Origin of the sequence: Lysinibacillus sp. FSL P4-0201 (assembly GCF_038593425.1) — a bacterium.
In the GTDB taxonomy this organism is placed as follows: domain Bacteria; phylum Bacillota; class Bacilli; order Bacillales_A; family Planococcaceae; genus Lysinibacillus; species Lysinibacillus capsici.
Genome location: NZ_CP151995.1, coordinates 1,874,693 through 1,899,711, shown reverse-complemented (window position 1 = coordinate 1,899,711; position 25,019 = coordinate 1,874,693). Strand labels below are relative to the sequence as shown.

Here is a 25,019-nt window from a genome sequence, read left to right as displayed (position 1 = left end):
ATCCTAGAAATGAATACGCTGACCATACTGATCAATGAGCGCATCGTTATTAGTTTTCCCTAAATTACTGCTACCAAACACTGGTACACTAGTGCCCTGTGCATGCATAAGCTCAATGATTTGAGCGAATAAAGCATTTAATAAAGTCGCACCTAACACCGTTGATACAGGGGCATATTGCAATTGGTCAACGGTTAACACACCATCACCTAATGGCACATGTGTATTCAAAACTTCATCTACTACTTGCTCTAAACGCTTGCCTGACGGATGGCGCGACGGCTGGTGCTGATATTCCAGTGATTGGAGTGAAATAGTCAAAGCGCCCGCTTCCTTTGCATAGATAGCCATATCAATGGGCACTGGATTATTGGCAGAGGTTGAAATGATGATACAAACATCTTGGTCATCAAATTGCAGCTGATCCTTATAGGTGGTTAAAAAAGCCTGTTTTTTTTCATTTTGTGAGGATTGCCGTGCACCCTGATGTAGCATTAACGATTCTATGTGTATCGGTTTGACAGGCACTAAGCCACCTGCTCTATAGTAACATTCCTGTGCTAATAGCATGGAATGACCAGAGCCAAAGAGCTGGATAATGCCTCCCTTTGTGAGACGTTTAACAATTTGCTTGGCAATATGCATAAGTTGGTTGCTTTCCTGCTGTGCCACCATTGTTAAATATCGATTTACTTGTTGAAAATAGGTATTCATGTTCTATCACCTTTTCATTTCCATCGTTTCATGCAAGATGTTTGTATACCTGCTGCATATTAGTAACTATTGTCCACTTGAATTTGCATCATATAAGACCTTGCCCGCCTTAATCGTTTGGTGGAGCTTTAAATGTTCATCTAAAATCACTGCATCCGCATCAAAGCCTTGTTTAAGCTGACCCTTATTACCTAGCTTCAATTGCTCAGCAGCATTAAAGCTGGACATTTTGACAAGCTCCTCCAGCGTACAATTCGTAATGTGATGCATATTCCGTACAGCCTGATCCATTTTTAAAATACTGCCTGCTAACGATCCATTTGACAAATGGGCACCTGCTTCTGTCACATGGACTGTTTGACCGCCTAAATCATATGCTCCGTAGGGCATTCCCTTTGCGCGCATGGCATCTGTAATTAAAATAAGCCCGTCCGCTCCCTTTAAGCGATAGGCCATTTCCACCGCTCCTTCATGCATATGGATAAAATCAACAATCAGTTCTGCCTTAATCGCATCTAGCAGCAGGACACCGCCAACTACACCTGGATCTCGATGGTGGAATGGACGCATTTGGTTGTATAAGTGTGTCCCCTGTGTGGCACCTAATTGAGCCGCTTGTTGCATTTGCTCAAAGGTAGCATCCGAATGACCAATTGAAACAATGACACCGCTAGCAGAAATACTTTGCACAGCTGCCATGCCATTCGGTTCTTCTGGTGCTAGCGTAATTTGCTTAATTTTATGGCCACTTAGTTGCTGCCATTTTGTCCATATATCTAAATCTAGCTCGACAATATATTCAAGAGGCTGTGCCCCTGCTCGCTGCTTTGAAACAAATGGCCCTTCGATATGAATACCTAGTACCTCTGCTTCATCTGGCTGTGGCTGGAACTGTGCTACATTTTCAATAGCTCGTTCAATGTTGACATAGCTTTGTGTCATCGTTGTAGCTAAAAAGCTTGTCGTTCCTTCTTTTAAAAGGGATTGAGCCATCGTATGAAGCCCTTCATCAGAAGCATCCATCGTATCCATTTGAGCGGATCCATGAATGTGCATATCAATAAATCCTGGCAATAAAAATTTCCCTGAACCATCAAGCTGTTCTACATCGTGGATATCAAGCTGAGGAGCAATTTGCGCAATTTTACCATCCTTCATCCATACATCTACCTGTTCATCTCGTCCATTGCCATTCACTACTGTGATATTTCGAATGAGTAAACTCAAGAAAAACATCTCCTTCTTGAACAAGGGCTGTCGAATAGGCATCCGTGTGCAATAGCTCATTGCCTCTGTATACCTTCGCTAACAGCCCCATTAGTCGTTACTTCTTCATTGTAATAATATTCGTTGAGCCTGCTCGTTGATAGCCAGTCTTTTCAAGTGTAATCTCTTGCCCCATTAAACTTGTAAAGACAACTGGTGTGATAACAGAAGGTACTTGCCCTTCAATCTGTACAAGGTCTGCTTTTAATAACGTATCCCCACGCTTAACTTTTTGACCATCTGTAACGAACAGATCAAAACCATCACCATTTAGTTTGACCGTATCTAAGCCAACATGAATTAATACTTCAATGCCCGTATCAGATTTTAAGCCAATTGCATGCTTTGTTGGGAACACCATCACTACTTGACCATCAAATGGTGCATAGACTGCTCCATCTGTCGGACGTATCCCGAAACCTGGGCCCATCAAGCCTGCTGAAAATGCCTCATCAGGCACTTCTGTTAAAGGCAATAAATCACCCGTCATTGGCATTTCAAAATCACGGAATGTCATCGTGTCATTCTTCACCTTTTCTTCCATGACAGGCTGAGCTGATGGAAGTCCTACATCGGCTGGTGCTGGATTGCCTTTTTTCAAACGTTCTTTTATGGCTTCAGCTAAAAACTCAACAGATGTCCCAATGATTACTTGGACATTGGTTTTACTAATACGTATAACTCCTCTTGCACCTGTTTGCTTCAATGTTTTTTCATCGACGCTAGCAGAATCCTGTACTAATAATCGTAGGCGAGTTGTACAATAATCCACTTGCTTAATATTGTCTTTTCCACCTAATGCTTCAATTGTATAATATGCACGTAAATCGACATCATCAGCAATAGCATTTACTTCGCCATCTTCATCCTCATCGTCTTCACGTCCTGGTGTTTTTAAGTCTAATTTTTTGATTAAGAAATAGAATACCACAAAGTAAATCGCCCCAAAGCCTAAACCTAAAGGTAATAAGAGCCATGGTTTATCTGCTAGACCAAGGTTGAGTAAGTAGTCAATTAAGCCTGCAGAGAACCCAAAGCCGTCACGGAATCCAACGAGATAGGCCACCGCCAATGAAATACCTGTTAATACAGCATGAATACCATAAAGAACTGGTGATAAGAACATAAAGGAAAATTCAATAGGCTCTGTAACACCCGTTAAAAAGGCTGTTAAAGCGATGGAAACGAACATCCCTCCAACGATTGGACGCTTTTCTTTTTTCGCCGCAAAATACATTGCTAGACAGGCTGCTGGTAAGCCAAACATCATGATTGGGAAGAAACCAGATTGGAAATGTCCAGCTGTCGTGTCTCCTGCTAGGAAGCGGTTGATATCCCCTTTCACGATTTCGCCTGCAGCATTTGTAAATTCACCGAAATCAAACCAAATAATTGTATTGATTACATGGTGGAGACCCACTGGAATTAATAGACGGTTGAAGAAGCCATACATCCCTACGCCGAGTGATCCTGCACCGATCATCCAATTACCGACAGCATCAATACCACCTTGAATTGGTCCCCAAACAATTGCTAATATACTACCTAAAATTGCCATGGTGATGGACGTAATAATCGGTACAAAGCGCCGTCCACCGAAGAATGATAACCATTCTGGAAATTTTACATTATAATATTTGTTATATAATAAGCCTGCCGTAATACCGGCAATAATACCACCAAACACACCCATATTTAATTCTTCGTTAACAGTCCCTAAAACGGCGACTAAAACAAGATGCGCAATCGCACCTGCTAGAGCTGCGCCACCACTGCTATCATGTGCAAACCCCATCGCAATACCGATAGCAAAAATAATTGGTAAATTCCCTAGTATAGCATTACCAGAAGCGGCCATAATACTAGCAATGTACTGGATGGCTTCATTCGGTACGGCCCCAAGCATATCCGCTGAACCTAAACGCAATAGTAATGCTGCTGCTGGTAATGTTGCGATTGGAAACATGAGCGACTTACCGATTTTTTGTAAGAAAGCAAACATTCATTATCCCCCTTTGGTATAGTTGTCTAGACCACTTTAGTAAAAAAAAAGCGTTTTCACTAAGTTGCTATTATTATAGGCGCAATTCAAAAAAAAATAAATACTTTTTTAATATTTCGTGATGTTAAACAAAAAAACCGCACCCTAATCCAAAATTAGGGCACAGTTCTTCTTTAGCTTATGCCGTGACATCACGTTTCATAAAGGTTGAATAACTAATGACAAGGAAAACTACTGCGTATATAGCAAGTACTGTTAATGAGAAGGGTAACGTCACATCAGCAATCATGGAGCCACCACCATGCTCATACTGTGTTAAATCAGAATGTGTGAGCCAAATATATTTGACGATGTCGTATCGGCTTAAGAACATAACTATCATGCCGCCTGTAAAAGAAAGGAACATCGTTAAACCGATTGCTAATGAGCTTGAACGGAATACTGAGCCAATCAAAAAGGCAAATAATGTAGACATCACAAAATCGCCACCAGATAATAGGTAATGATAGGCTAAATCGCTCCATACAGCCTTTTCAACGACCTGTCCATTGACCATTTCTAATTCCACACCTGTTCCCATGCCGAACAAGACTAAGCCGATAAGGGCACTTACCACAACATTGACCACATACAATAACAAACCAAAAAGGAATGTTGTCAGTAATTTAGACGTTAACACTTTGGCACGGGACATTGGGCGCGTTAAGAGCATTTTAATCGTCCCTGTTGAAAATTCGCTCGATACAATACTAGCTGCGGTAATGACTGTAAATAAAGTAACAAGCGTAAGCATACCGCTTGTAAAGGACATAAAGCTTGCAAGACTACTATCTTTTTGACTTGGTGCATCATTCGCTAAACGATATTCAGAAATAGCCATCTGCTCTTGAAAGTATGCCTTATCTTCCTCCGTTAAATCTTCACCTGCTAGCGTCTCTTTATAAGATTGAATGGCATCCTGCTCTATGTCCTGCCAAGAGCCTTCCGTCGGGGATTTTACTTCATAATATTTGGTGATTCCAGCAGGAACAAGAATGACAACAATCAGCATGGCCACCATTGCCCATGTTCCTTTTTTATGCCATAATTTCATCCACTCATTTTGAATTAGCTTCAGCAATTTGTCCGCCTCCAGTCATTTCTAAGAATTGATCCTCTAATGTTTTTTGATGTGGCTGTACAGCAAATAATTGAATACCCGCTTGGACTAGTTGTGTAGTCATAGCTGGGACATCCTCTTTCTTCATTTCCACCACATAGCCTTGATTCTCTGCTACAAAGTTAAAGTCACACTGTTCCAGATAAGCAGACACCTGCTCTTTTGGCTGTGCCTCCACATAATAAAATGATGAGCTTTCATTGTGAATATCGCGCAGATCAATTAGCTGCCCATTTTGAATCACGGCCACTCGATCACACATCAATTCAATTTCTGATAACAAGTGACTTGAGACAAAGACGGATACGCCCTCTTCTGAAGCAATCTTACGCAGGTACATACGAAACTCACGAATACCAGCAGGGTCTAAGCCATTCGTCGGCTCATCTAAAATCAAAAATTTCGGTCTGTGCAATAACGCCTGGGCTAATCCTAGTCGTTGTCTCATACCAAGTGAATACGTAGAGACCTTTTCATGTATACGATTTTCGAGCCCAACTTGTTGAATGACCTCCTGAATTCGTTCCTTTGTTACATTTTTATGCATACGTGCAAAATGTAGTAAATTTTTATAGCCTGACATAAATTTATACATTTCTGGATTTTCAACAATCACACCAACCTTACTAATGGCTTCCTCGTAATGCTCCTTCAGTGAAAGCCCGTCGATGATGACATTGCCCTCTGTTGGATGCATAAGCCCTGTCATCATTCGGATTGTTGTTGTTTTCCCCGCTCCATTCGGTCCTAAAAATCCTGTAATTTGGCCTGGATATAAATCAATGTTTAACTGTTGAATTAATTGCTTTCCTCGAATAGTTTTCGATAAATTTTGCAATTGTACAATCGGTTCTGTCATATTTTTCACCCTTTCTAATCTATTTCGCCTGAGCATTATGCAGTCTGGCACGACAACATTGCTTTATTGACGATTCTTTCTTCACCTTTAGCTGTCTTTTACTGAAGGACGATAAAACCCTTTCATCCACTCAACTGCATCCTTATTAGCCACATCGCGTAATGTTTCCACATTCTCGTAGGCCATGATTGATCCTGCCTGCAATAAAATAATTTGATCTAAAATAGGCTCTACCTCATATAATTCATGTGTGGATAGCAAAATCGTTTGATTTTCGATGTCCGTAAATTGAATTAAGCCTTTAATCAACTGCTCTCTCACAATTGGGTCTAGCCCAGCAAATGGTTCGTCCATGACATAATAAGGAACCTCTCGTCCAAGGGTGGCAGCCATTTTCATACGACCACGATTACCCTTTGATAATTGGCGTAGCTTTGTGCGCGTATCTACCTGTAAAAATTGTGCGACGATACAGGCTTTGTCATAGGAAAAATCTTCAAATTGCGAAGCATAATGCTGGAAAAGCTGTTCACCCGTGTAGTACTCAAAAAACAAATCTGTATCTGGTAAATAAGCAATTTTGTCAGCACTTCTACGTGTGACTGGCTTACCCTCTAGTGTGATCTCACCAGCAGTGGGTCGCAGTAAACCAGCTAAAACTTTCATAAGCGTAGATTTACCACTACCATTTTCTCCAACTAGTCCAATGATTTGTCCAATCGGAAAGGAGAAGGATAGATCCTGTAAAACTGGCTTTTTCTTATATTGAAAAGATACATTTGATAGCTGTAACATCCCTTCACCTCACGCTTTATTTTTCAAAACCACAAGCATCTCTTCCTTCGAAAAGCCTAATGCCTCAATCGATGTTAAAAAATTTTCAGCCAGCTGATTTTTCATCTCTTCTCGCAATAACTCAATGCGCTCCTCATTGCTCGTAATAAATGTACCCTGTCCTCGTTTGGTTTCCGTTATATTCATTGCCTCTAACTCCTTGTATACACGTTGCACCGTATTGACATTGACACCTGTTTCTACTGCATATTCTCGAACGGAGGGAAGTCGATCACCTAGCTCCAACTTCCCCTTCAAAATGTCTCCACAAATTCGATCGACAAGCTGGCTATAAATGGGTTTGTCACGCGAAAAATCCATCGTCATCGTAAAACCACCCTTTCAAGCCACTTCGATGCTGCTAAAAACAGCAGTAGTAATAATAACGTAATGGCTATTTCCTCAACGACATATATCGAGCCAAGCATCCATTCCATCGTCATTTCTTTCGCTTTTGGTAGATAGTGTTCGATGTTTTGAAGCGAAACTTCCCCATGGAGGAAGATCGCTCGATACAGCTGACTCTCCGTTACCCGCGCCCAACCAGCTGTGGTTACATAAAACACAATCATTGTCAGCACAATTGAAAAACGACCTATTATGCGCTTCAATTGCAAATAAAAAGCTAAAAAGAATAAAAGAACGATAAATAGCATTAATTGTAAAATCATCAATATAATAACAATTATTACTAAAACTAATAAAATTTGTCCAGCGCTCGCGATCAGCTCATCCTTAATATTGAAAATGGCTATACTAGTGAAAAGGATAGTGAAGAGGACATAACCTACTAATGAGCAAACCAATTTTGCTCCGATAAGCTTTGTGATAGAGCTTGTTGAATGGAGCCAGCTCTCCTTTGCTTTAATATCCAAACGCATCGATGCTAAAAATTGTAAGATAGAATAGAATCCACCTAGAAAAAGGACGAGCATCGTAAATGCAAATGCTAGTTGATGCTCATGTGCAAAGAGATCGACATACTGATGTAAGATATAGGGAACGATCCAAGATAGCATAAGTCCCATAAATATCCCTACTAGAAACCATGAGCGATAAAGTACCCATTCTTTTTTTAAAAGTCCTGTAAAGCTTTTCAATCACAACACCTCGTGTCATAGTGTACTAGTTACATATTACACTATGACTTTTTTGTTGGCAAGTGGCAAATACAAGAAAAAGGAAATTTTGTTTACTCAACAATTACGCTTATGCTCAAAGAAGGTATTCACCTATTAAACACAGAATATATGGATAGCACTCTAACACTAAGCGTAAGGTGGTACTTGAATGGATAAAAGAGTTGTCTTTGATTTTGAAATTGAATTTACCAATGGTGGTGGCATACAAGGGCAGGATTTTCGCCTTGATATTGATGGAGATGACATATCGGACGAAGAGCTAGCTAAGTATATTGTGGAAGATATGAGGTTGCTCATGGTTGGCAAGGTTACGATCCTAAACAAAAAAATTATTAATGAAAAACATAAACGAAAACCTCTTGATGAGCAAGAAAGGACATGAAGCTCGTTGAAAGCGATACTACTTGATTTAGATGATACCTTACTTAATCGAGATCATGCTGTCGATAACCTGTTTTATATTATTTTGGAAAAATACTATGGTGCTATTCAGGGTATGCTCAAAAAGGACATGCTGGAAAAATTTAAGGAATACGATAAAAGAGACTATGGGATTGCCGTTAAAACCAATGTTTTATCATCGTTTTTTGATGCGTTTCCATCAACCTTTCAATTACCTCGCCATGACATGCAAGATTTTTGGGATCAGCAGTTTCCATATTGCTTTTCTATCGATCAACATATGTTGAAGGTTCTCCAAACGATTAAGAAGCAAGTACAAGTTGGCATTATCACAAACGGCTCTACACAGCGACAAAAGGCTAAAATCACACATACAGGTTTAGCTAGCTATTTTGATATTATTCTTATTTCGGAGGAAGTAGGCTTAACTAAGCCTGACAAACGCATATTTGAATTAGCTCTACATCAGCTACAAGTTCAGCCAAATGAAGCCTTATTCGTTGGGGATGACTTAGCAAAAGATATTGCTGGTTGTCAGCGAGCAAGGATGAAGGGCATATGGTACAATCCTCATCGGCTCACGAATCCTACTGACATTAAACCTGATGCAGTGATTCATTCATTTGAGCAATTAATAAAAGGAAGAGCCCTGTTTAACTAGGACTCTTCCTTTGACTGTTACACCATTTTCCCTACTACTTTTACCTTCAATCTTGTTGCATTTTCTGGATGATACGCGAGAGGTGTTTCTTCTACTTCCACTAGCTCAATGGTATCCTCAAGAGCACCTGCTAATACGGCTTGTTTCACAGCCTTGTTTTGTGCATCCTTTAAGGATTCCACACGCGGTTCTTTGGAATAAATATAAATTTGCTCATATTGACCACTAATTTGTGCAATCGAGGCTCCGATGGCATTCGCAACACCACCGTATTCAGATTTTACAATTGTGGAAACGCCCCGAATCTTTTCTGGCACAATGATACCACCGCCCCCTACTAAGACTAATGACACATCCTCTGAGGAAGTTTTCATCTTATCAATCGCCTGTTCTAGTAACGAAGAAATTTCTTCTTGAACGGCTTTGGCAAAGGCTTCATCAATATGTGCCACTAACGTGGAATCACCTACATCTGCTAAGCCTAAACGGACAGCGATATCTGTTGTCGTTAAGGTCGAGCCACCGAAAACAAGGGCCTCCTCACTGATTTTATAGCCTACACTATCCGGCCCGACTGTAATTTTGTTGCCGTTCACACGAACAATACTTCCCCCGCCAAGTCCGACTGAAATAATATCTGGCATCCTAAAGTTTGTCCGAATGTCTCCCACTTCAACTGCGACCGAGGATTCTCGCGGGAAACCATCCTGTAATACACCGATATCTGAAGTGGTACCCCCAACATCCAATACCATTGTGTTTTGAATTTGGGATAAATACGATGCTCCACGGATACTATTTGTTGGTCCACAGGCAATTGTTAAAATTGGGAATTGCTTGGCGTAGTCGATAGACATTAATGTACCGTCATTCTGGCATAGATACACCTCTACATCAAAAATGCCTTCCGCTTGTAACGCCTGTACAAAGCCCTGTGTTGTTGTCTCAATCACCTTACATAATGCAGCATTTAGAATCGTAGCATTTTCACGTTCTATTAACCCGACTGAACCTATTAATGAGGAGCAGGAAATTGGGAATTCCTCGCCATAGACTTCTTGAATCCATTCACGAACCTGCAATTCTTGATCATTTTTAATAGAGGAAAAGACACCAACAATCGCAATGGATTCTACTTGACCACGCCATTCCTCTAGTAGTTTTGTAATTTCCTGTTGATCAAGCGCACTCAATAATTGGCCGTCATATTCATAACCACCATGGGCAATGGCATAATTACCAGATAATTTATCAATCATATCCGCTGGCCAAGCTGTATAAGGGAGTACGGAAGCCGTCGCTGGATAACCTAGTCGAATGACACCAACCTTTGCTAGCTTTTTACGTTCAACAATGGCATTGGTGCATTGTGTTGTCCCTAACATCGCATGAGTAATTTTTGTTTTGTCAATATTTGCACCCTCTAGTAATTGTTGCAGTGACTTTTCAATCCCTGTTTTAATATCTAAGCTTGTTGGTGATTTCACACTGTAAATAAGCTGGCTATTATGATCTAAAAGGATGGCATCTGTGTTTGTTCCACCTACATCGATTCCAATTTTATACATGCTCTGCTACCTCCTTTTTCACTAATTCCTCAATTGGCGTATACTCATATTCATAGCCAAAATATTTGGGTCCAGCTGTTTCAATACCTTTTGCTGTACGCCATTTTTCATGTGCTGGTAAGCCGATCACACGCACACGTTTACCATATTTTAAGCTCTCTGTTGTAACAGGCAATAAAGTTTCATAATCCACCAAACAAATTAAGTCTGGTGTCATCGCTATAACCTGCTCGTTTTTCTCAGCTAATAAGTTTTCATTTTGGAAATGAACCTTCATTTGATCATTTTTATAAGATTCAATACCTTCAAGATTCATTTTACCTAGGTTAAAGCCACCCTTCGTTTCACGAATAACATCCACTATTTTTCCTTGGAAAAGCTCATATCCTTCTGCAAGCTTTAAAAGGCTTTGTAGCTTATCGTTCACCTCTTGATCTTTCGAGGCAATAATTTCACCGATTTTTTCGGAAAGCGTCACTATATGATGAACACCGCTTTGTTTAATTTGCGCACCCGTTGTTGGGTAGAGGCTCACTAAAGAACTAGCGCCCATTTCTACTGTTGCTGTTCGGGCGATACGCTCGGTCCATTTATTATCAATGGTTTCAAAAATACCAATATTCCCTTTTTCATCAGTGATGGCCATTGGCGTTGCCGAAATCCCATCTAAGTGGAATGTCACCATTTGTAATTCCGGAAATGCACGCCCCATGCCATCACAATCAATCAATGGTAAGCCAAGCTGTGCTGCTACTACAATAGGAATCATCGAATTGACCCCACCTGCTTCCATTGGATAGGTGCCTGCAATTTTTTCTTTTCCCAAATATTGGGCAAGCTTTTGAAAAACCTTAACAAACTCATCGCCACGTGGGAATTTTTCTACTAAAACTGATGGTGCCCCCATCATTGCGGCTGGAATGAAAAAATCATCATCCGCAATTTCATCCACTGAATACAACTTTACAGGGCCATTTTTTTCGATAGCAGAAAGCGCCATTAATTTTCCAATATAGGGATCTCCTCCCCCACCTGTTCCTAAAAATGCTGCCCCTATGGCAATATGTTCAATAGCTGCCTGATCTAAATATCTCATCTATGTTCCTCCAATATGACCGTTTTTTGTACAGATACACGATACCCAACATAATAAATCACGAATGAAATAATGATGCCAATCATCGGTTGGTTTGGTAGCGCTGGCAATGCAGGGAATAAGGAAAATACCACTGGCATACAGGCAATTACAGCACCTACTAGCCAAGAAAATACACCTAATCGATTGACCCCTTCAACTTCCTGCCAGCTATCTGTTTTGCCTTTATGAATGACCCAGTAGGAAGCAATCATCACCCCTGCAACAGGCGGAATCATCGCCGATAAAATTGACATGATAGGTGTAAAATAATTTAAAATCCCTACAACGGCTAAGATTGTGCCAATTGTACCCGCCACACCTATGGCTAATCGTTCTTTGTTTTTAGCAACATCAAATACATTAATTAAGGCAATTCCACCTGAAATTGCATTGACCAAATTAGTTTTCCATGTTGCTAAAATCAGACCCACTCCACCAATAAAGGGTGTTGCGATATGCAGAAAGACTGCTGTAATATCACTTGTTTGATAGGCAATCGTTAAGACAGCTCCCACAGCAATCATTAGCACCCCTGCAGGAATAATCCCTAATGTAGCGGCTTTGAAAACGTCTGAACGATTTTTTGAAAATTGCGAATAATCACCCGCGATAACAGCCCCTAATGCAAAGGACCCAATCGTTACAGCTAAACCATCCATAAAGCTCATATTGCCCTGTGGCTGATAATCCCGAACGAGCTGTAGTTGCTCACCAGTTAATATTTGACCTAAACCATACAGACAAATGATGACGAGCAATGGTACGGCGATATAGCTTAAAATACGCAACACCTTCATCCCATAAAGTGCGGATACGACCATAACCATACCACTAATGAATGAAGCGATTGGAATGGGTATATTCAAATGATAGATTGCTAATAAGTTTGCTAAGGCTACGCCACACACATTGGCCTGAATGCCAAACCACCCTAAACAAGCAATAGCTAAGATAATGGATAATATTGTACGAGAGCCCTTTTTTCCAAACACTTGTCCTGCTATATGGACAGTGGGCTTTCCTAAATCACTGCTTTGCATGCCTTGCAAAATCATGATGATCACGACAATAGCATAGCCTACAAAAGCAACAGCCAGTGCCTTTGATAAACTCATATTGGTAATCAGTGCGTTACCGACTAATAAACTGGGAATACAAATCATGGCACCAGCCCAAATAATGCCTAAGCTATACCAAGATTGACCTTTATTTTCATTTTGCATGTGACTCCCTCCTTATTTGGTGATGGATTAATGTTTTTAATTATAGAAGATAGGTAAGAGTTGAGTCTTTTGCGCAAATGAAAAAAATAATCTGAAATTTTGTTCAAAATGACAAAATTTCAGATTATTCTAATCATTAATCAATCGATATAGCATGCAAGCCATGTAGGCATCATAAAATTCCGAATATACGGTAACATCTGTACCAATCAGCTCACTAATTTTTTTGATGCGGTATTTCACCGTGTTTTTATGGATATAGAGGAGCTCTGCACAGCGCTCCACACTAGCATTTGCATCTAATAAAAAGGTTATCAAAGTCTGCAAGGAATCATGGTCGCGTAAAATGGGTTCAATTACAGACAAATATTCTTCAATCATTTCCTCGCCCTGCTTACTGACATCAATTGCCCTTTTCATGGAGCGCACTTCCGCTGCAGTAAACAATTTTCGCATCGGATAAATCGTATGGGCTTTGTCCCCCACCTGATTGACCAATTGATACATTTGACGAACAGACTTTGTATTTCTCATTTTAGGTGCATAAACAATTTCTGCGATTTGGGCATCATACTGAGTAGTTTCACTATATTCAATGGCAATCTCAAACTCATGATGCTTATAAAAGCAATTGCCTACCAGTACAATCATACAATGGTCAATGCATTGGATGACTCTTGTTTGATAATATTTGGACAGTTGCTCTTCTAATTCATCGCGAATTCTTTTTTCGTCTGCTAAATCATGCATGTAGACAAGCCACATCATTTGAATGGCGGAAACATCAATATGAAGAAGATTGGCTAATCTTCTCATTTTTTCCCCCTCGTCATTGATAATAGCTTTAACTAAGGCATATTCACTAACCTCATCATGCTTGTCTCCCCATAAATTTATGGCTACTTGCACAACCTCACTTACTTTTTCAATTGTCTTAGCAGGTAATTTTGTATTTTCTTTAATCAGAAATAAAAATAGCGGCTCGCCATTTTTTTGATGTACTCTTTTATAGTCTACGACACAGGCGACATCACTTCTTAGCAGCTCGAGCTTGCCTGCTTCCCTCTGAAAATTGGATTGGGAGCATTCTTCAATGACATTCGCTACATCTAATGATGAATTTCGTGGCCACATCACTTGGTTCACAATGTCAAAATGACTATTGGTGAGCACAATATTAGCCTTTAAACGATCTGAAAGCATTTTCAGTGTAATTTCAACACTTCTTAAATGCTCAGGTAGTAACGATACCTTTTCTAATGTCTCTTTGACAAAATGATCATTAACGCCTTGATTACTAACAATCGCTTCCATAACCTCATAGATAACCTCGTTATAGCGCAGTGAATAATCATTTCGCGGCATACAAATGATAATAAAGCCTTGTGCCTCCGCTAACGCAAGCACTTCTTCTGGAATATCAGGCAATACAATGCCGACATAATATAAAATAAGCCCCAGCTCTCCTAAATCATGTAAATGCTGTATCGTTTCACATTGCTGCTCCACACTATCTCGAATGGAGTAAAAGGAGCTAATGACAAGCTCCTCTGCATACCATTCCTCCTGTACACGGTTAATAATTTTCGAATAAAAATCAACATTCGATACCTCTAATACAGATAGAGATGATACAGTACGGTGCAGGTTATCTCGCCCTGTTAACACCTCTGCCCCTCGAAAAGATGGCAATTGTAATAATTCATTGACCGTTACCCCATGTTCCACCACCACTTTTCTTTACAACTCTTTTGAAGAAGAATACCATATCCCCTATTATCTTTCAAAATACAGTTTGCTCTCTATTTTAACTGATAGCTTGTTAGTGTTAAAATAGTAACTAAATGGATAAGATTAGAGAGGAAAATGAGAATGTCTAATCAGACAAAAAAAGATACAACCATTGGTACAAAAATCCGACACAGTCTACAGGCAGATTGTCAAAGCTGTTTTGGCTTGTGCTGTACCGCTTTAAATATTGTGGCTTCTAGTGATTTTGCGATCAATAAACCCGCAGGTACGCCATGTCCTAATTTGCAGGATAACTATAGCTGTCACATACATAGTCAGCTACGAGAAACAGGTTTTAAGGGCTGTACCGTTTTTGATTGCCTAGGCGCAGGTCAACAGGTTTCACAGGTGACATTTCATGGACAGGATTGGCGACAATCTCGTGAGCATGCTGACAAGATGTTTCGTGTTTTTCCTATTATGGAACAGCTTTACGAAATGATTGCATATGTGGCGGAGGCTTTGTCCTATCAGGTGGATAATATGCTTTATGAACAGCTAATTGCTCAATTGAAGCACCTACAGCAGACAATAGCTCAGGATGCAGATACCTTATTAGCATTGGATATGGTAGCTATTCGTATGCCGATCAATGCACTATTGCTCCAAACTAGCGAACAAATTCGCCAGCAAAGTGTGAAGGGAAAGGCTTCTAGAAACTTGAATCAGCGTGGGGCTAATTGGATGGGCAAAAATTTAAAAGGCAAGGATTTACGAGCGACTGATCTAAGGGGGAGTTATTTAATAGCAGCTAATCTTCAAGATGCGAATTTACAGGGAGTAGATTTCATCGGGGCTGATTTGCGAGATACCAATTTACGCGGTGCTGATCTTTCAACAAGTCTGTTTTTAACCCAAATGCAAATCAACGCCGCACAGGGGGATCGTTCGACTAAATTACCTTCCTATATAAAACGACCTGCTCATTGGCAATAAAAAAAGGTAGATGGCGTTTTACGCTCATCTACCCTTTTTCATTAGGCTTGTTTCTTTTTATAAAGCACAGTAGCCGCCACTAACACAAGTAAAATAGACTGTCCTATGATTGTTTCCACCGTTGGATAGAAGCCAATCAAGCTAATAACAGGTAAGCCATCAACAATCGTTGTGGACAGATTATCTGTCAGCTGCAAAGTATGCAGACTGACACCAATAATTTTAAAGGCTAGCACATAAATTAAAATAGTTGCTACTGCAAAAAATTTGTGAATTGGAATTTTGCCACTTGCTTTAAATAACACAACTGCAAGTACAGCAAGAATGAGCAGTGCCACCACAATTCCAAGTATAAACTGCGACGTTTCCATTTTAGGTGCAATCCCCGCATAAAAGACTAGTGTTTCTGCACCTTCACGGAAGACCGATAAAAAGCTAATCATAGCCATCGCAAAAATAGAGCCACTCGAAATGGCATTACCCATTTGTTTGGAAATATAGCGATTCCAACTGACCACGCTTGATTTACTATGCAGCCAAATACCCACACCGATCATCATCGCTGCAGCAATTAACCCTACATAGCCTTCCATTAACTCGCGATTCGTATCAATCGTTGCCGAATTTAAAATCGTCGACATAAGGATGGCAGCTACGGCGGATAATAGAACGCCGACAAACGCTCCGACATAAATCCATTTGCGCATCTTGTTTTGTCCTGATTTATTAAGGAATGACACTAAGGCTAAAATAATCAGTAATGCCTCTAGTCCTTCGCGTAATAAAATTAACGCAGCGTCCCAAATTGTGTAATCGGAATCCCCTTGAATTAGCTCAATTTCCGTACGGAATGTATTTAATTGTTTGGTAATAGCTTGCTGATCGACGTTGGATTTTAATAAATCACTCGCGATAATCGGCATATCACTTTCAATTTTCGTGTAAAGACTACCATTACGTGTGGAGATTTCAATTTCTACGCTTGGCCAAATGGTAATAAACTCACGTATTTTATTTGAAGCTGCCTGGTAATCACCAGCATTGACAAAATCATTGGCCTCATCTATATAGGCAATTAATGTCGCTAATGAATACTCTCCCTCTACCACTTCGGCTGTTTCTTTACCAGCTACAAAATCCTCAATCGTTTGCTTTAAAGCAGCAAATTGAGATTGCATAAGCGCTACATCAGGCTCCTCAGCAGAAATAGAGATACGAAGAAATGCCATTTGTGTTTCGATTTGCCCGTACATTGCGATACTTTGTTCACGCACAGGTCGCTCATTTTTATTCCATTTACTATTAAAATCTTTGTAGGCTTCATCAATTGCCTGAATATCACCACTTGCTAAAGCTTTTTCAAAGTCTGCCATTATCGGCTTAAATTTTTGTCCAAACTCTGCTCGCTGTGCCGCTTCATCCACTGGATTTTCAAGCTTTTCTAATGCACGCAATGCATTGGATAGTGCGGATAGCGCCTCTAAACGTTCATCCTTGGACGTTGCCTCAGTAGCCTGTGCAAGGATTTCATCAACCTTTGCTTTTGCCTCTTTCTGCTCTGAAGATACTTTAGCCCAATCAATAGCAAATTGTTCAAGTGCCTGCTTGGCCTCTGCCTCTTTATCCTGCTTTGTATTCATCAGTGCATCACTAATCGCAATATAGAGATGACTATAGGACTGCGCAGCTTGCACAGGTAAAGCTAAAGTCAGCATAAGGGCAAACACGATACTACAGCGCGTTAAAAAGTGCTTCACCTAAATAACTCCCCTTTTGTACACCAGGGAAGCAAGCAAACACGGCACTGCCTCGATGGGTAATGTACTCATTCATTTTATCCATACGCCCTAAGCTATTTTGAATGGTTGTAAATTGGGCTGGATCTTTTTGAAAAGAAATAAAGATTAGCCCCGCATCATGGGTCCCTGTATTCGACATCACGCCTGACGCATAAGAATAAGAGCGTCGCAAAATACGCGCACCTGATTTCCGCGCCAAATGGACATGTGATGTATCAGGCATAATATAATTGCCCTTATCATCCTTTGCCTCTACATCAAAATCATCGAATTCCTTTGTTTTGCCAAAAGGTGCCCCACTGTCGCGGTAACGGCCAAATGTTGCCTCTTGATCTTTCAATGATGTACGATCCCAAGTTTCAAGATGCATTTGAACTTTACGTGCAATTAAATAAGAGCCACCCTTTAACCAGCCTTTATCCACCCACACGACCTCATTTAAGTCTTTTTCATCCGTAATGGCTGGATTTACAGTACCGTCCTTAAAGGCGAAGAGGTTTCGTGGTGTCCCTCCACTAGCTGGAAACGAGTTAAAGCCCGCCTGTGACCATTTTATTTCTACTTTACCTGAAGCAGCTCGTACTAGATTACGAACAGCATGGAAGGCCACCTGCGGATCATCTGCACAAGCCTGAATACACAAATCACCACCTGTGTATTCTTTCTGTAGCTGATCTTTAGGGAAATGTGGTAAATCCTTTAGCTCCGCTGGTTTTAAATGCTGGATGCCCAGTTTATCAAATAATGAAGGCCCGACACCAATGGTAATGGATAGATTAGATGCATCTAAGCCCTCTGCCTCTCCAGTATCGCCAGTTGGCACTCTTGTATTTGTCGATACATCGACCATGACTTCACCATTCATTAAACGCACAACAAGGGGTGTCCATTGCTGGAACAACGCTTGTAGTTCCTTCTTTGATGTCACTAATACATCTAAAGAAGCAAAATAAATATTCGTCTGTACAGGTGTCACAATACCTGACTGATGCTTGCCATAGAAATTGACCTTATTGCTAGCCGTCGTGCTATCTGCTACTGGCTCAAAGACATCATAGCCCATTGCTTTCATGACACCACCCAAGCCAGAGGCACCGATGGCAACACCTGCCACACCGATACCTGTTAGCTTTAACATATCACGTCTAGAAATTTTTTTATTTATAAATTTTTCCTCGTTTGACGTTGTCATTGTTTATGTTCACTCCAAAATGATACCCATTTGACTTAATGGTTCTCCAAGCTGATTCACCGCTGCTGCCAGTGCTTTTGTGTTTTCCTCCGTTAATTCTTCGTAAGATATATAGCCACCATCAGCCGTTGTATGCTGTGCTAATAAATCATCTACTGCTTTGAATTTTTCATCAAGTGTTGCCACTAATGTAGAATCTTTTGCTTCTAATTTTGAGCGTAAAATCTCAAAGATTTTTTCTGCGCCTTCAATATTCGCTTTAAAATCATAAAGGTCTGTATGAGAGTAAATTTCTTCCTCACCTGTAATTTTAGATGTTGATACTTCATTTAATAAATCTACTGCACCTGTAATCATTAAGTCAGGTGTCACTTCCACTGTTTGTACAAGTGCATGCAATTCCTTCGCATCTGCAAGAAGCTGATCTGCTACAGCCTCATAACCTTTTGTTGTATTTTCTTCCCAAAGCGCATACTCAAGCTTATGGTAGCCTGACCATTCTTCCTCACCTTTACCTTCTTCTTGAATATCTGCTAAACGTCCATCGATGCGAGGGTCAAGATCACCGAAGCTTTCCGCAATTGGCTCAGAGCGTTCAAAATACATACGTGCTGGCGCATACGCTGCCTTTGCCCCTTCAATATCGCCTGCTTTGAATAGGTTCACAAATTTCTCTGTATCTAGTAAAAATTGATCCATTTGCTCTAACGCAAATTGTTGATAGGCTGATAATTCAGAAGATAAATCCACCTCTTTTGTAGCTTGCTCCGCCTGTTCTGTTGCTGGCTTATCTTCTTTTTTTACTTCTTCTGTATTGCCACAGCCAGCCATTAAAATGCCTCCTGCTACTAATACCGACAAAAATGATTTGTTTTTCATACTTCGTACCTACTTCCGAATTTGTTTTATATTGTGATGATAATGATTATCATCATCTATTGCAACAACTATTTTTGTAAATAGAAAAAAACGTCATTTTTCAGTTATTCTTTACGAACAAATAGAAAAAAGACGTTTTTTCTACAATATAATGATTCTAATCTATGAAATTTTTGCTTGTTTCAAATTTTCATGTTTTCCATGTAAAAGGTAATAAAGCACAATCGACACTAAAATAACAAAGACCATCGAGAAGAAAATCGAGCTGTAGCCCATAGATGGTACAAATAAGCCTAAGAAATAAGGCCCGACACCTAAGCCTAAATCATAAAAAATAAAATACGTAGATGTCGCAAGTCCTAAACGCTCATTTGGTGTTACTTTGATGGCAATTGCCTGTGCCACCGAGTTGAAGTTTCCATAGCCAATCCCGATACAAGCGGCAGCGATTAAAAAGGCAATCGTAGTTGTTGCTGAGCTAAAGGCATACATGCCTATTGCAAACAACACTAAGCATGGATAGATAATGATATTCGCCCCTCTTGTATCAAGCAATTTCCCTGTAAATGGACGTGTAGCCAAAATGACAATAGCATAGATAATAAAGAAGTAGCTACCTGCTGATACTAAATCTAGCTCCTTTGCATAAAACGTCATAAACGACATCACACCTGAATAAGCAAAGCCAATCACAAGTGCCACAAAGGCAATCGGTACTGCACGCATTTCAATAAAGTTCGTCACTTTAAACCCAGCCTTTACAGCTGTATCCTTTGCTTTTTTCGGTGCATCTGGCACGGTCACAATGTAATACATAAAGAAACAAATAATCGCTAACACAGAATCTACTGCAAAAATCATACGATAATCTGCAAATAGCTGTGTTAATAATATTCCAATAAATGGGCCAATGGCTGTGGCTAGAATAGCGCTTAAGCTATAATAACCAATCCCTTCTCCACGACGCTCAGCTGGTAAAATTTGTGCAATAATGGTACCTGTTGCTGTACTGGCAATCCCTAGTGCAATCCCCTGTACTAAACGATTGATCATCAGCAGCGGTAAATTGCCTGCTATAAAATAAGACATTGTTGATAACATAAATAATAATAGTCCACAAAATAATGTTTTTTTGCTACCCCAGTCTCCAATAATACGCCCTGTCCCAAGACGACCTAATAGTGTCCCGATAATAAAAATACTCGATACAAGCCCCGCTGTACTTGTAGAGGCTTTAAAATGCTCCACCGCATATGCTGCTATCGTAACCATTAATAAATAAAAGATTAACGTAATGGTAAAATTAATAAGTGAGACAATTAAAAAATCTTTTGTCCATAGTTTCTTTCTGGCTGCTTCCACGTTGCTCTCCCTATTGATTAATATTCATACAAATTCTTGCTAAAACCTGTGTCGCAATGTCAATATCTTGTTTTGGCACGCCTGCCAAAGCCTGCTCAAAAAATGGATTTAGATGCGACTTTATTTCCAGCACAAGCTCTTCCCCATGCTTTGATAGGTGTACCAGCTTTTCACGCTTATCCTTGCCCGTCATCGTTTCCACATAGCCTAGCTCCACAAGTTTATGTACAAGCTTCGTGACACTTGGCTTCTCTATAGACATGAAATTCGCGATATCTACAAATGAATGTGGACCCTTATCATTCAAGAAACGAAGCACTGCCCACTGTGAGCTATATAACTGATAGGGTTCAAGCTGCACATTCAGCTGATTAATAAACGGCCGATACATTAAGCGGTACTGATTAAAAAATTCCTGTTCAATTGTCACACTATCACTTCCTTTTATATTAGTTAGCCTAGCTAACTATATACCTAAAAACTCTATTTGTCTAGTAGGAAATACGCGAAACATCGCTCTTGGGGGTGAGTGGTATCCTGCTCTATCCATCACTTTGCGCGTTCTATCCGCTACTTTCCTTGTTCTATCCATCACTTTCAGCATTCTATCCACCTACACGAAGCGTATCCTCGACTTTCTCTGTTCTATCCATCACTTCTCGCGGCCTATCCGCTACATTCTCTATCTTATCCGTCACTTTCAGCATTCTATCCACCTACACGAAGCGTATCCTCCACTTTCTCTGCTCTATCCACCACTTTGCGCGTTCTATCCGCTACTTTCCTTGTTCTATCCGTCACTTTCAACAATCTATCCACCTACACGAAGCGTATCCTCCACTTTCTCTGTTCTATCCATCACTTTGCGCGTTCTATCCGTCACTTTCAGCATTCTATCCACCTACTTCAAGCGCCCTTTCTCTCTACAGCACTAAAAGCTACAATTCAGACCGCTTGAATTGTAACGCTTAGTTCGCTATTCCTTAATCCAATATTTCCGATGCTTTTTGACACCCTCCGCTTTCAAAGGGAGTTGTTGCATCAACTTGTACGCTAAATCGGGAGAGTCAATGCCAAAGAATTCGCGGAAGCTTCGATTGGTTACCTGCTGCCCGACTAGTAATCGATACTCTTCCAATGATCGTATCAAAGCATCTCGATCCACCAATCCACAACGAGGGCAAATCCATTTCTTATAGTGATATTTTAAACGTTGCCCCGAGCCACACTGTGGACATAGCACACCTTTCACTATTTCCTTGAACGGTACCTCTACCTCTTTTTTCAACTTAGTTTGCAGGGATAATAAAAGGTTGGCGAATCGCAAAAGGTCTACTCTTACTCTAGGTTGATGCCGCTCCATCCATTTTTGTAAATAAAATCGTAACCCTGCCACATGAAAGATAGGCAGCCCGTCAAATCCCTTTGTCAAAATACCATTTTTCGTTGCCAATACCACCGCATGCAAAACTGGTAAATCGATGCGTTCCTTCTGTAATAGCTTCTTCATCCATACTACATGCCGTTCCAGCTGAAGAAATGGATCCGTCATGCCTTCGACCGTATCATCTGCGGTCGTACGTGTTAATTGAGCGAACGAAGCATCGTATGAAAGCTTGCCTGTAATATTTTTGATTTCTAGGATGAGTAAAAAGTGAGGACAGAGAAAGACGGTGTCCATTTGATGGGTAGAACCGAAGTCATTCATTGTTTGAAAGTCATGAAGAAAATAGTGGGGGAATGGTAAGTCAAGTTCAAGCCATTTTGCATCAACGAACTGTTCACCAGCGAATCCTGCTTGTAGGCGTCTTAAATGCTCACAATATATTGTGTATTTACTATGGGATATAGGAAGTCTTTGTACAAGTGCCTCTAGCATCTTTTGCGTCTCTGATGTTTGACGTTCTAATAAAATCATCTAATCACCTCCTGCCATGATTATATAAAAAAAGAACCTCAATGAATGAGGTTCCTAAAAACTTACCATATAGAATGCCTAAAATAAAAATTCCCCTATTTTCGCTAGAACAAAAGACTTTTCTTTCGAGCATCATTCAATTTTGATTAGTACTTTTCTAGACATTCTTCCGTAATAAATATAGAAAATAAGGTGCGCCAATAAATGCAACAACAATCCCAGCAGGAACCGTTGCACTTGCAATAGCAACACGTCCAATGGTATCAGCAAGCATTAGCAAGCTTGCGCCAATGAATAGCGTCAGTGGTAAAAAGAATTGGTAGCGTGGACCAACGAGCTGTTTTGCAATATGGGGAGCCATCAAACCGATGAAGGCTACTCCCCCTGTTACGGATACCGCGGCAGCCGCTAGTGCAACCGCAACAATTAATAATCGGAAACGTTCTCGCCCAATGTTCATACCAAGACCGACTGCTGTTTGCTCCGTCATGGCCAAGACATTTAAAACGTTGGCTTTATAGAAAATGTAAGGGATGCCCAGTACAAGCCAAGGCATTAGCGCCCAGAAAAATGGCCAATCTGTGCCCCATACATTTCCGGCTAGCCATTGTGCAATAAATTGTACATCGCTCCGCTCAGCAGAGGATATTAATACCATCATGACCCCTGATAAGGCTGATGCTACGCCTACCCCTACTAAAATAAACTGTACGGGATGGACACCCTTATTACGCTGATAAGAGAAAAAGTAAATACCAAGTGCTGTCACTAAGGCACTACAAAAGCCGACAATCGGTAAAATATAGGCAAAGTGAGGAAGGTCGCCATCTACTAGCAAATAAAAGACAGTAATCCCAACACCTGCGCCAGCACTGATACCTATAATTCCTGGGTCTGCTAAATCATTGCGGGTTACGCCCTGTAATACGGCCCCTGCCAGTGCTAATGCCATACCCGCAGCCGCTAGCACAAACATTCTAGGTAAACGGACTGAAAAGAGTACAAAGGACTCTTTAAAACTACCATCGCCCAGTAAGGTTGGAAGAATTCGGTCAATAGAAACCGAAGCAGCACCTAATGAAATCCCTAAAATAAAAATGAACAAGGTTACCACAAGCCATATGAGTAACCATTTACGCTGTTTTTTGCGACCTTCTTTAAACAAATTGACGTCCTCCCTTCCGCACTAATAATAGGAAGAATGGAAGACCTAAAATCGAAATAATAGCGACAACTGGCGTTTCATAAGGTGCGTTAATCATGCGCCCTGCGAAATCAGCCAACACCATAAACCAGCCACCAACAATGGCACTCATCGGTAAGACAAAACGATAGTCTGTCCCAACAAACGCGCGGACAATATGCGGTACCATTAAGCCAACGAAAGCTAGATTTCCGACTAGGGCCACAGCAGAGCCAGCCAGAATAACCACAACGAACATCATTACACCCTTTACGAGCGTAGTATTTTGTCCGACACCTACTGCTACTTCTTCATTTAAGCTTAAAATCGTTAATTGACGACTAAAAGCAAATGAAAGCACTAAGCCAATAATAATAACGGGTACGATCAATAATGCCTGCCATGTTGTGCCAATGAAACCGCCACTTGTCCACATCGAAACATCTTTGGAAATTTGAAATAAAATGCCCGTCCCTTCAGCGATTGCCTGTAATAATGCTGTGACAGCCGCACCAGCTAAAACAAGCTTTAAAGGGGAAAAGCCTTTTTTAGTAGAAGCACCAATCCCATAAACTAACATCATACCGATTCCCGCCCCAACAAAGCAGGCTAAAATTAACGTATAATACGAGAATTTAGGGATAAATGCCATTGTTAAAGCAAGGGCAGCATTTGCCCCTGCCGTTAAACCAAGCAGCCCTGGATCAGCTAATGGGTTCCGTGTAACCCCTTGCATAATCGCCCCAGCGACTGCGAGGGCACTCCCAACAAAAATAGCTGCAATGATACGAGGAAATCGAATTTCACGTAAAATCGTGTAATGTTTACCTCCACTTTGTCCGACAATTGCTTGAAAGACATCTTGAATGCTTGTATTCGCTGCCCCTAAGCACAGCGAGATACTAGCAGTACCAATTAATACAATCAATGCAAGCAATACTTGAAGCCAAAATGGAAGCTTTCGAAACTTTGTCATTCGCCTTCGCTACTC

Annotated in this window: 23 protein-coding genes; 3 read left to right on the top strand and 20 right to left on the bottom strand. The window is 40.6% G+C overall.

Annotation, left to right across the window (positions count from 1 at the left end):
• Nucleotides 1-3 precede the first annotated feature (3 nt).
• From MKY76_RS09240 to MKY76_RS09205, 8 genes are all read right to left on the bottom strand, one after another.
• Nucleotides 4-714 carry an SIS domain-containing protein gene (locus tag MKY76_RS09240; protein WP_328011839.1) on the bottom strand — a complete coding sequence of 237 codons (711 nt, stop codon included), beginning with the start codon at nt 712-714 and terminating at the stop codon, nt 4-6.
• Between the two features lie 66 nt (nt 715-780).
• Complete coding sequence (gene nagA / locus MKY76_RS09235) at nt 781-1,950, bottom strand: N-acetylglucosamine-6-phosphate deacetylase (protein ID WP_342557696.1); 1,170 nt, start codon at nt 1,948-1,950, stop codon at nt 781-783.
• A gap of 88 nt (nt 1,951-2,038) precedes the next feature.
• Nucleotides 2,039-3,982, bottom strand: a complete 1,944-nt coding sequence (gene nagE, locus MKY76_RS09230; protein ID WP_342557695.1) for an N-acetylglucosamine-specific PTS transporter subunit IIBC — start codon at nt 3,980-3,982, stop codon at nt 2,039-2,041.
• 178 nt (nt 3,983-4,160) lie between these two features.
• Entirely contained in the window at nt 4,161-5,102 is a 942-nt protein-coding gene (locus MKY76_RS09225; protein ID WP_342557694.1) for an ABC transporter permease, read from the bottom strand.
• Nucleotides 5,080-6,000, bottom strand: a complete 921-nt coding sequence (locus MKY76_RS09220; protein ID WP_009370928.1) for an ABC transporter ATP-binding protein — start codon at nt 5,998-6,000, stop codon at nt 5,080-5,082. Before MKY76_RS09220 ends, MKY76_RS09225 begins: the two co-directional genes overlap by 23 nt.
• An 87-nt stretch (nt 6,001-6,087) precedes the next feature.
• Nucleotides 6,088-6,795, bottom strand: a complete 708-nt coding sequence (locus tag MKY76_RS09215; RefSeq protein ID WP_066037440.1) for an ABC transporter ATP-binding protein — start codon at nt 6,793-6,795, stop codon at nt 6,088-6,090.
• Nucleotides 6,796-6,804: 9 nt separating this feature from the next.
• Nucleotides 6,805-7,161 carry a GntR family transcriptional regulator gene (locus tag MKY76_RS09210; RefSeq protein WP_048390347.1) on the bottom strand — a complete coding sequence of 119 codons (357 nt, stop codon included), beginning with the start codon at nt 7,159-7,161 and terminating at the stop codon, nt 6,805-6,807.
• Entirely contained in the window at nt 7,158-7,934 is a 777-nt protein-coding gene (locus tag MKY76_RS09205) for a hypothetical protein (protein ID WP_066037439.1), read from the bottom strand. Before MKY76_RS09205 ends, MKY76_RS09210 begins: the two co-directional genes overlap by 4 nt.
• A 190-nt stretch (nt 7,935-8,124) precedes the next feature.
• On the opposite strand from MKY76_RS09205, the gene MKY76_RS09200 reads away from it, so the two are divergent.
• Complete coding sequence (locus MKY76_RS09200) at nt 8,125-8,358, top strand: hypothetical protein (protein ID WP_016994653.1); 234 nt, start codon at nt 8,125-8,127, stop codon at nt 8,356-8,358.
• A gap of 6 nt (nt 8,359-8,364) precedes the next feature.
• Nucleotides 8,365-9,039: an HAD-IA family hydrolase gene (locus MKY76_RS09195; RefSeq protein WP_342557693.1), complete on the top strand. Its 675-nt coding sequence runs from the start codon at nt 8,365-8,367 to the stop codon at nt 9,037-9,039.
• 17 nt (nt 9,040-9,056) lie between these two features.
• Here MKY76_RS09195 and MKY76_RS09190 read toward each other — a convergent pair whose 3' ends face one another.
• The 4 genes from MKY76_RS09190 to MKY76_RS09175 form a co-directional block, all read right to left on the bottom strand.
• Nucleotides 9,057-10,607 carry a hydantoinase/oxoprolinase family protein gene (locus tag MKY76_RS09190; protein WP_342557692.1) on the bottom strand — a complete coding sequence of 517 codons (1,551 nt, stop codon included), beginning with the start codon at nt 10,605-10,607 and terminating at the stop codon, nt 9,057-9,059.
• The gene (locus tag MKY76_RS09185) at nt 10,600-11,703 is read right to left on the bottom strand and encodes a DUF917 domain-containing protein (protein WP_257961294.1); all 1,104 of its coding nucleotides are present in this window, start codon (nt 11,701-11,703) and stop codon (nt 10,600-10,602) included. The genes MKY76_RS09190 and MKY76_RS09185 overlap by 8 nt, the downstream gene beginning before the upstream one ends.
• Complete coding sequence (locus MKY76_RS09180) at nt 11,700-12,968, bottom strand: cytosine permease (protein WP_288580393.1); 1,269 nt, start codon at nt 12,966-12,968, stop codon at nt 11,700-11,702. Before MKY76_RS09180 ends, MKY76_RS09185 begins: the two co-directional genes overlap by 4 nt.
• A gap of 129 nt (nt 12,969-13,097) precedes the next feature.
• Nucleotides 13,098-14,702 (bottom strand): PucR family transcriptional regulator, encoded by a 1,605-nt coding sequence (locus tag MKY76_RS09175; protein WP_259948813.1) that lies wholly within the window; start codon nt 14,700-14,702, stop codon nt 13,098-13,100.
• 138 nt (nt 14,703-14,840) lie between these two features.
• Here MKY76_RS09175 and MKY76_RS09170 point away from each other — a divergent pair, with 138 nt between their 5' ends.
• A complete protein-coding gene (locus MKY76_RS09170) occupies nt 14,841-15,695 on the top strand; it encodes a pentapeptide repeat-containing protein (RefSeq protein WP_342557691.1) in 855 nt (284 codons plus the stop codon).
• A gap of 41 nt (nt 15,696-15,736) precedes the next feature.
• On the opposite strand, the gene MKY76_RS09165 is transcribed toward MKY76_RS09170, so the two are convergent.
• The 8 genes from MKY76_RS09165 to MKY76_RS09130 all read right to left on the bottom strand — a co-directional run bounded on the left by MKY76_RS09165 (nt 15,737) and on the right by MKY76_RS09130 (nt 25,004).
• On the bottom strand, nt 15,737-17,452 hold the full coding sequence (locus MKY76_RS09165; protein WP_313871938.1) for an FTR1 family protein: 1,716 nt from the start codon (nt 17,450-17,452) through the stop codon (nt 15,737-15,739).
• A complete protein-coding gene (gene efeB, locus MKY76_RS09160) occupies nt 17,427-18,686 on the bottom strand; it encodes an iron uptake transporter deferrochelatase/peroxidase subunit (RefSeq protein ID WP_048390318.1) in 1,260 nt (419 codons plus the stop codon). The genes MKY76_RS09165 and efeB overlap by 26 nt, the downstream gene beginning before the upstream one ends.
• A 9-nt stretch (nt 18,687-18,695) precedes the next feature.
• On the bottom strand, nt 18,696-19,565 hold the full coding sequence (gene efeO / locus MKY76_RS09155) for an iron uptake system protein EfeO (protein WP_048390316.1): 870 nt from the start codon (nt 19,563-19,565) through the stop codon (nt 18,696-18,698).
• 162 nt (nt 19,566-19,727) lie between these two features.
• Nucleotides 19,728-20,927: an MFS transporter gene (locus MKY76_RS09150; RefSeq protein WP_342557690.1), complete on the bottom strand. Its 1,200-nt coding sequence runs from the start codon at nt 20,925-20,927 to the stop codon at nt 19,728-19,730.
• Between the two features lie 10 nt (nt 20,928-20,937).
• Nucleotides 20,938-21,357, bottom strand: coding sequence for a MarR family transcriptional regulator (locus MKY76_RS09145; RefSeq protein ID WP_054550884.1), 420 nt, complete (start codon nt 21,355-21,357; stop codon nt 20,938-20,940).
• A gap of 546 nt (nt 21,358-21,903) precedes the next feature.
• Nucleotides 21,904-22,845, bottom strand: coding sequence for an NERD domain-containing protein (locus MKY76_RS09140; protein ID WP_342557689.1), 942 nt, complete (start codon nt 22,843-22,845; stop codon nt 21,904-21,906).
• Between the two features lie 157 nt (nt 22,846-23,002).
• A complete protein-coding gene (locus MKY76_RS09135; RefSeq protein WP_048390307.1) occupies nt 23,003-24,010 on the bottom strand; it encodes an iron ABC transporter permease in 1,008 nt (335 codons plus the stop codon).
• Complete coding sequence (locus tag MKY76_RS09130) at nt 24,003-25,004, bottom strand: iron ABC transporter permease (RefSeq protein WP_279494624.1); 1,002 nt, start codon at nt 25,002-25,004, stop codon at nt 24,003-24,005. Before MKY76_RS09130 ends, MKY76_RS09135 begins: the two co-directional genes overlap by 8 nt.
• Nucleotides 25,005-25,019: the final 15 nt, after the last annotated feature.

What these genes read in the sequence shown, in the direction of transcription:
- MKY76_RS09240 (WP_328011839.1), bottom strand. Translation starts at nt 714, where the DNA reads ATGAATACCTATTTTCAACAAGTAAATCGATATTTAACAATGGTGGCA.
- nagA (WP_342557696.1), bottom strand. Translation starts at nt 1,950, where the DNA reads ATGTTTTTCTTGAGTTTACTCATTCGAAATATCACAGTAGTGAATGGC.
- nagE (WP_342557695.1), bottom strand. Translation starts at nt 3,982, where the DNA reads ATGTTTGCTTTCTTACAAAAAATCGGTAAGTCGCTCATGTTTCCAATC.
- MKY76_RS09220 (WP_009370928.1), bottom strand. Translation starts at nt 6,000, where the DNA reads ATGACAGAACCGATTGTACAATTGCAAAATTTATCGAAAACTATTCGA.
- MKY76_RS09215 (WP_066037440.1), bottom strand. Translation starts at nt 6,795, where the DNA reads ATGTTACAGCTATCAAATGTATCTTTTCAATATAAGAAAAAGCCAGTT.
- MKY76_RS09210 (WP_048390347.1), bottom strand. Translation starts at nt 7,161, where the DNA reads ATGACGATGGATTTTTCGCGTGACAAACCCATTTATAGCCAGCTTGTC.
- MKY76_RS09200 (WP_016994653.1), top strand. Translation starts at nt 8,125, where the DNA reads ATGGATAAAAGAGTTGTCTTTGATTTTGAAATTGAATTTACCAATGGT.
- MKY76_RS09190 (WP_342557692.1), bottom strand. Translation starts at nt 10,607, where the DNA reads ATGTATAAAATTGGAATCGATGTAGGTGGAACAAACACAGATGCCATC.
- MKY76_RS09185 (WP_257961294.1), bottom strand. Translation starts at nt 11,703, where the DNA reads ATGAGATATTTAGATCAGGCAGCTATTGAACATATTGCCATAGGGGCA.
- MKY76_RS09180 (WP_288580393.1), bottom strand. Translation starts at nt 12,968, where the DNA reads ATGCAAAATGAAAATAAAGGTCAATCTTGGTATAGCTTAGGCATTATT.
- MKY76_RS09170 (WP_342557691.1), top strand. Translation starts at nt 14,841, where the DNA reads ATGTCTAATCAGACAAAAAAAGATACAACCATTGGTACAAAAATCCGA.
- efeB (WP_048390318.1), bottom strand. Translation starts at nt 18,686, where the DNA reads ATGACAACGTCAAACGAGGAAAAATTTATAAATAAAAAAATTTCTAGA.
- efeO (WP_048390316.1), bottom strand. Translation starts at nt 19,565, where the DNA reads ATGAAAAACAAATCATTTTTGTCGGTATTAGTAGCAGGAGGCATTTTA.
- MKY76_RS09140 (WP_342557689.1), bottom strand. Translation starts at nt 22,845, where the DNA reads ATGATTTTATTAGAACGTCAAACATCAGAGACGCAAAAGATGCTAGAG.
- MKY76_RS09130 (WP_279494624.1), bottom strand. Translation starts at nt 25,004, where the DNA reads ATGACAAAGTTTCGAAAGCTTCCATTTTGGCTTCAAGTATTGCTTGCA.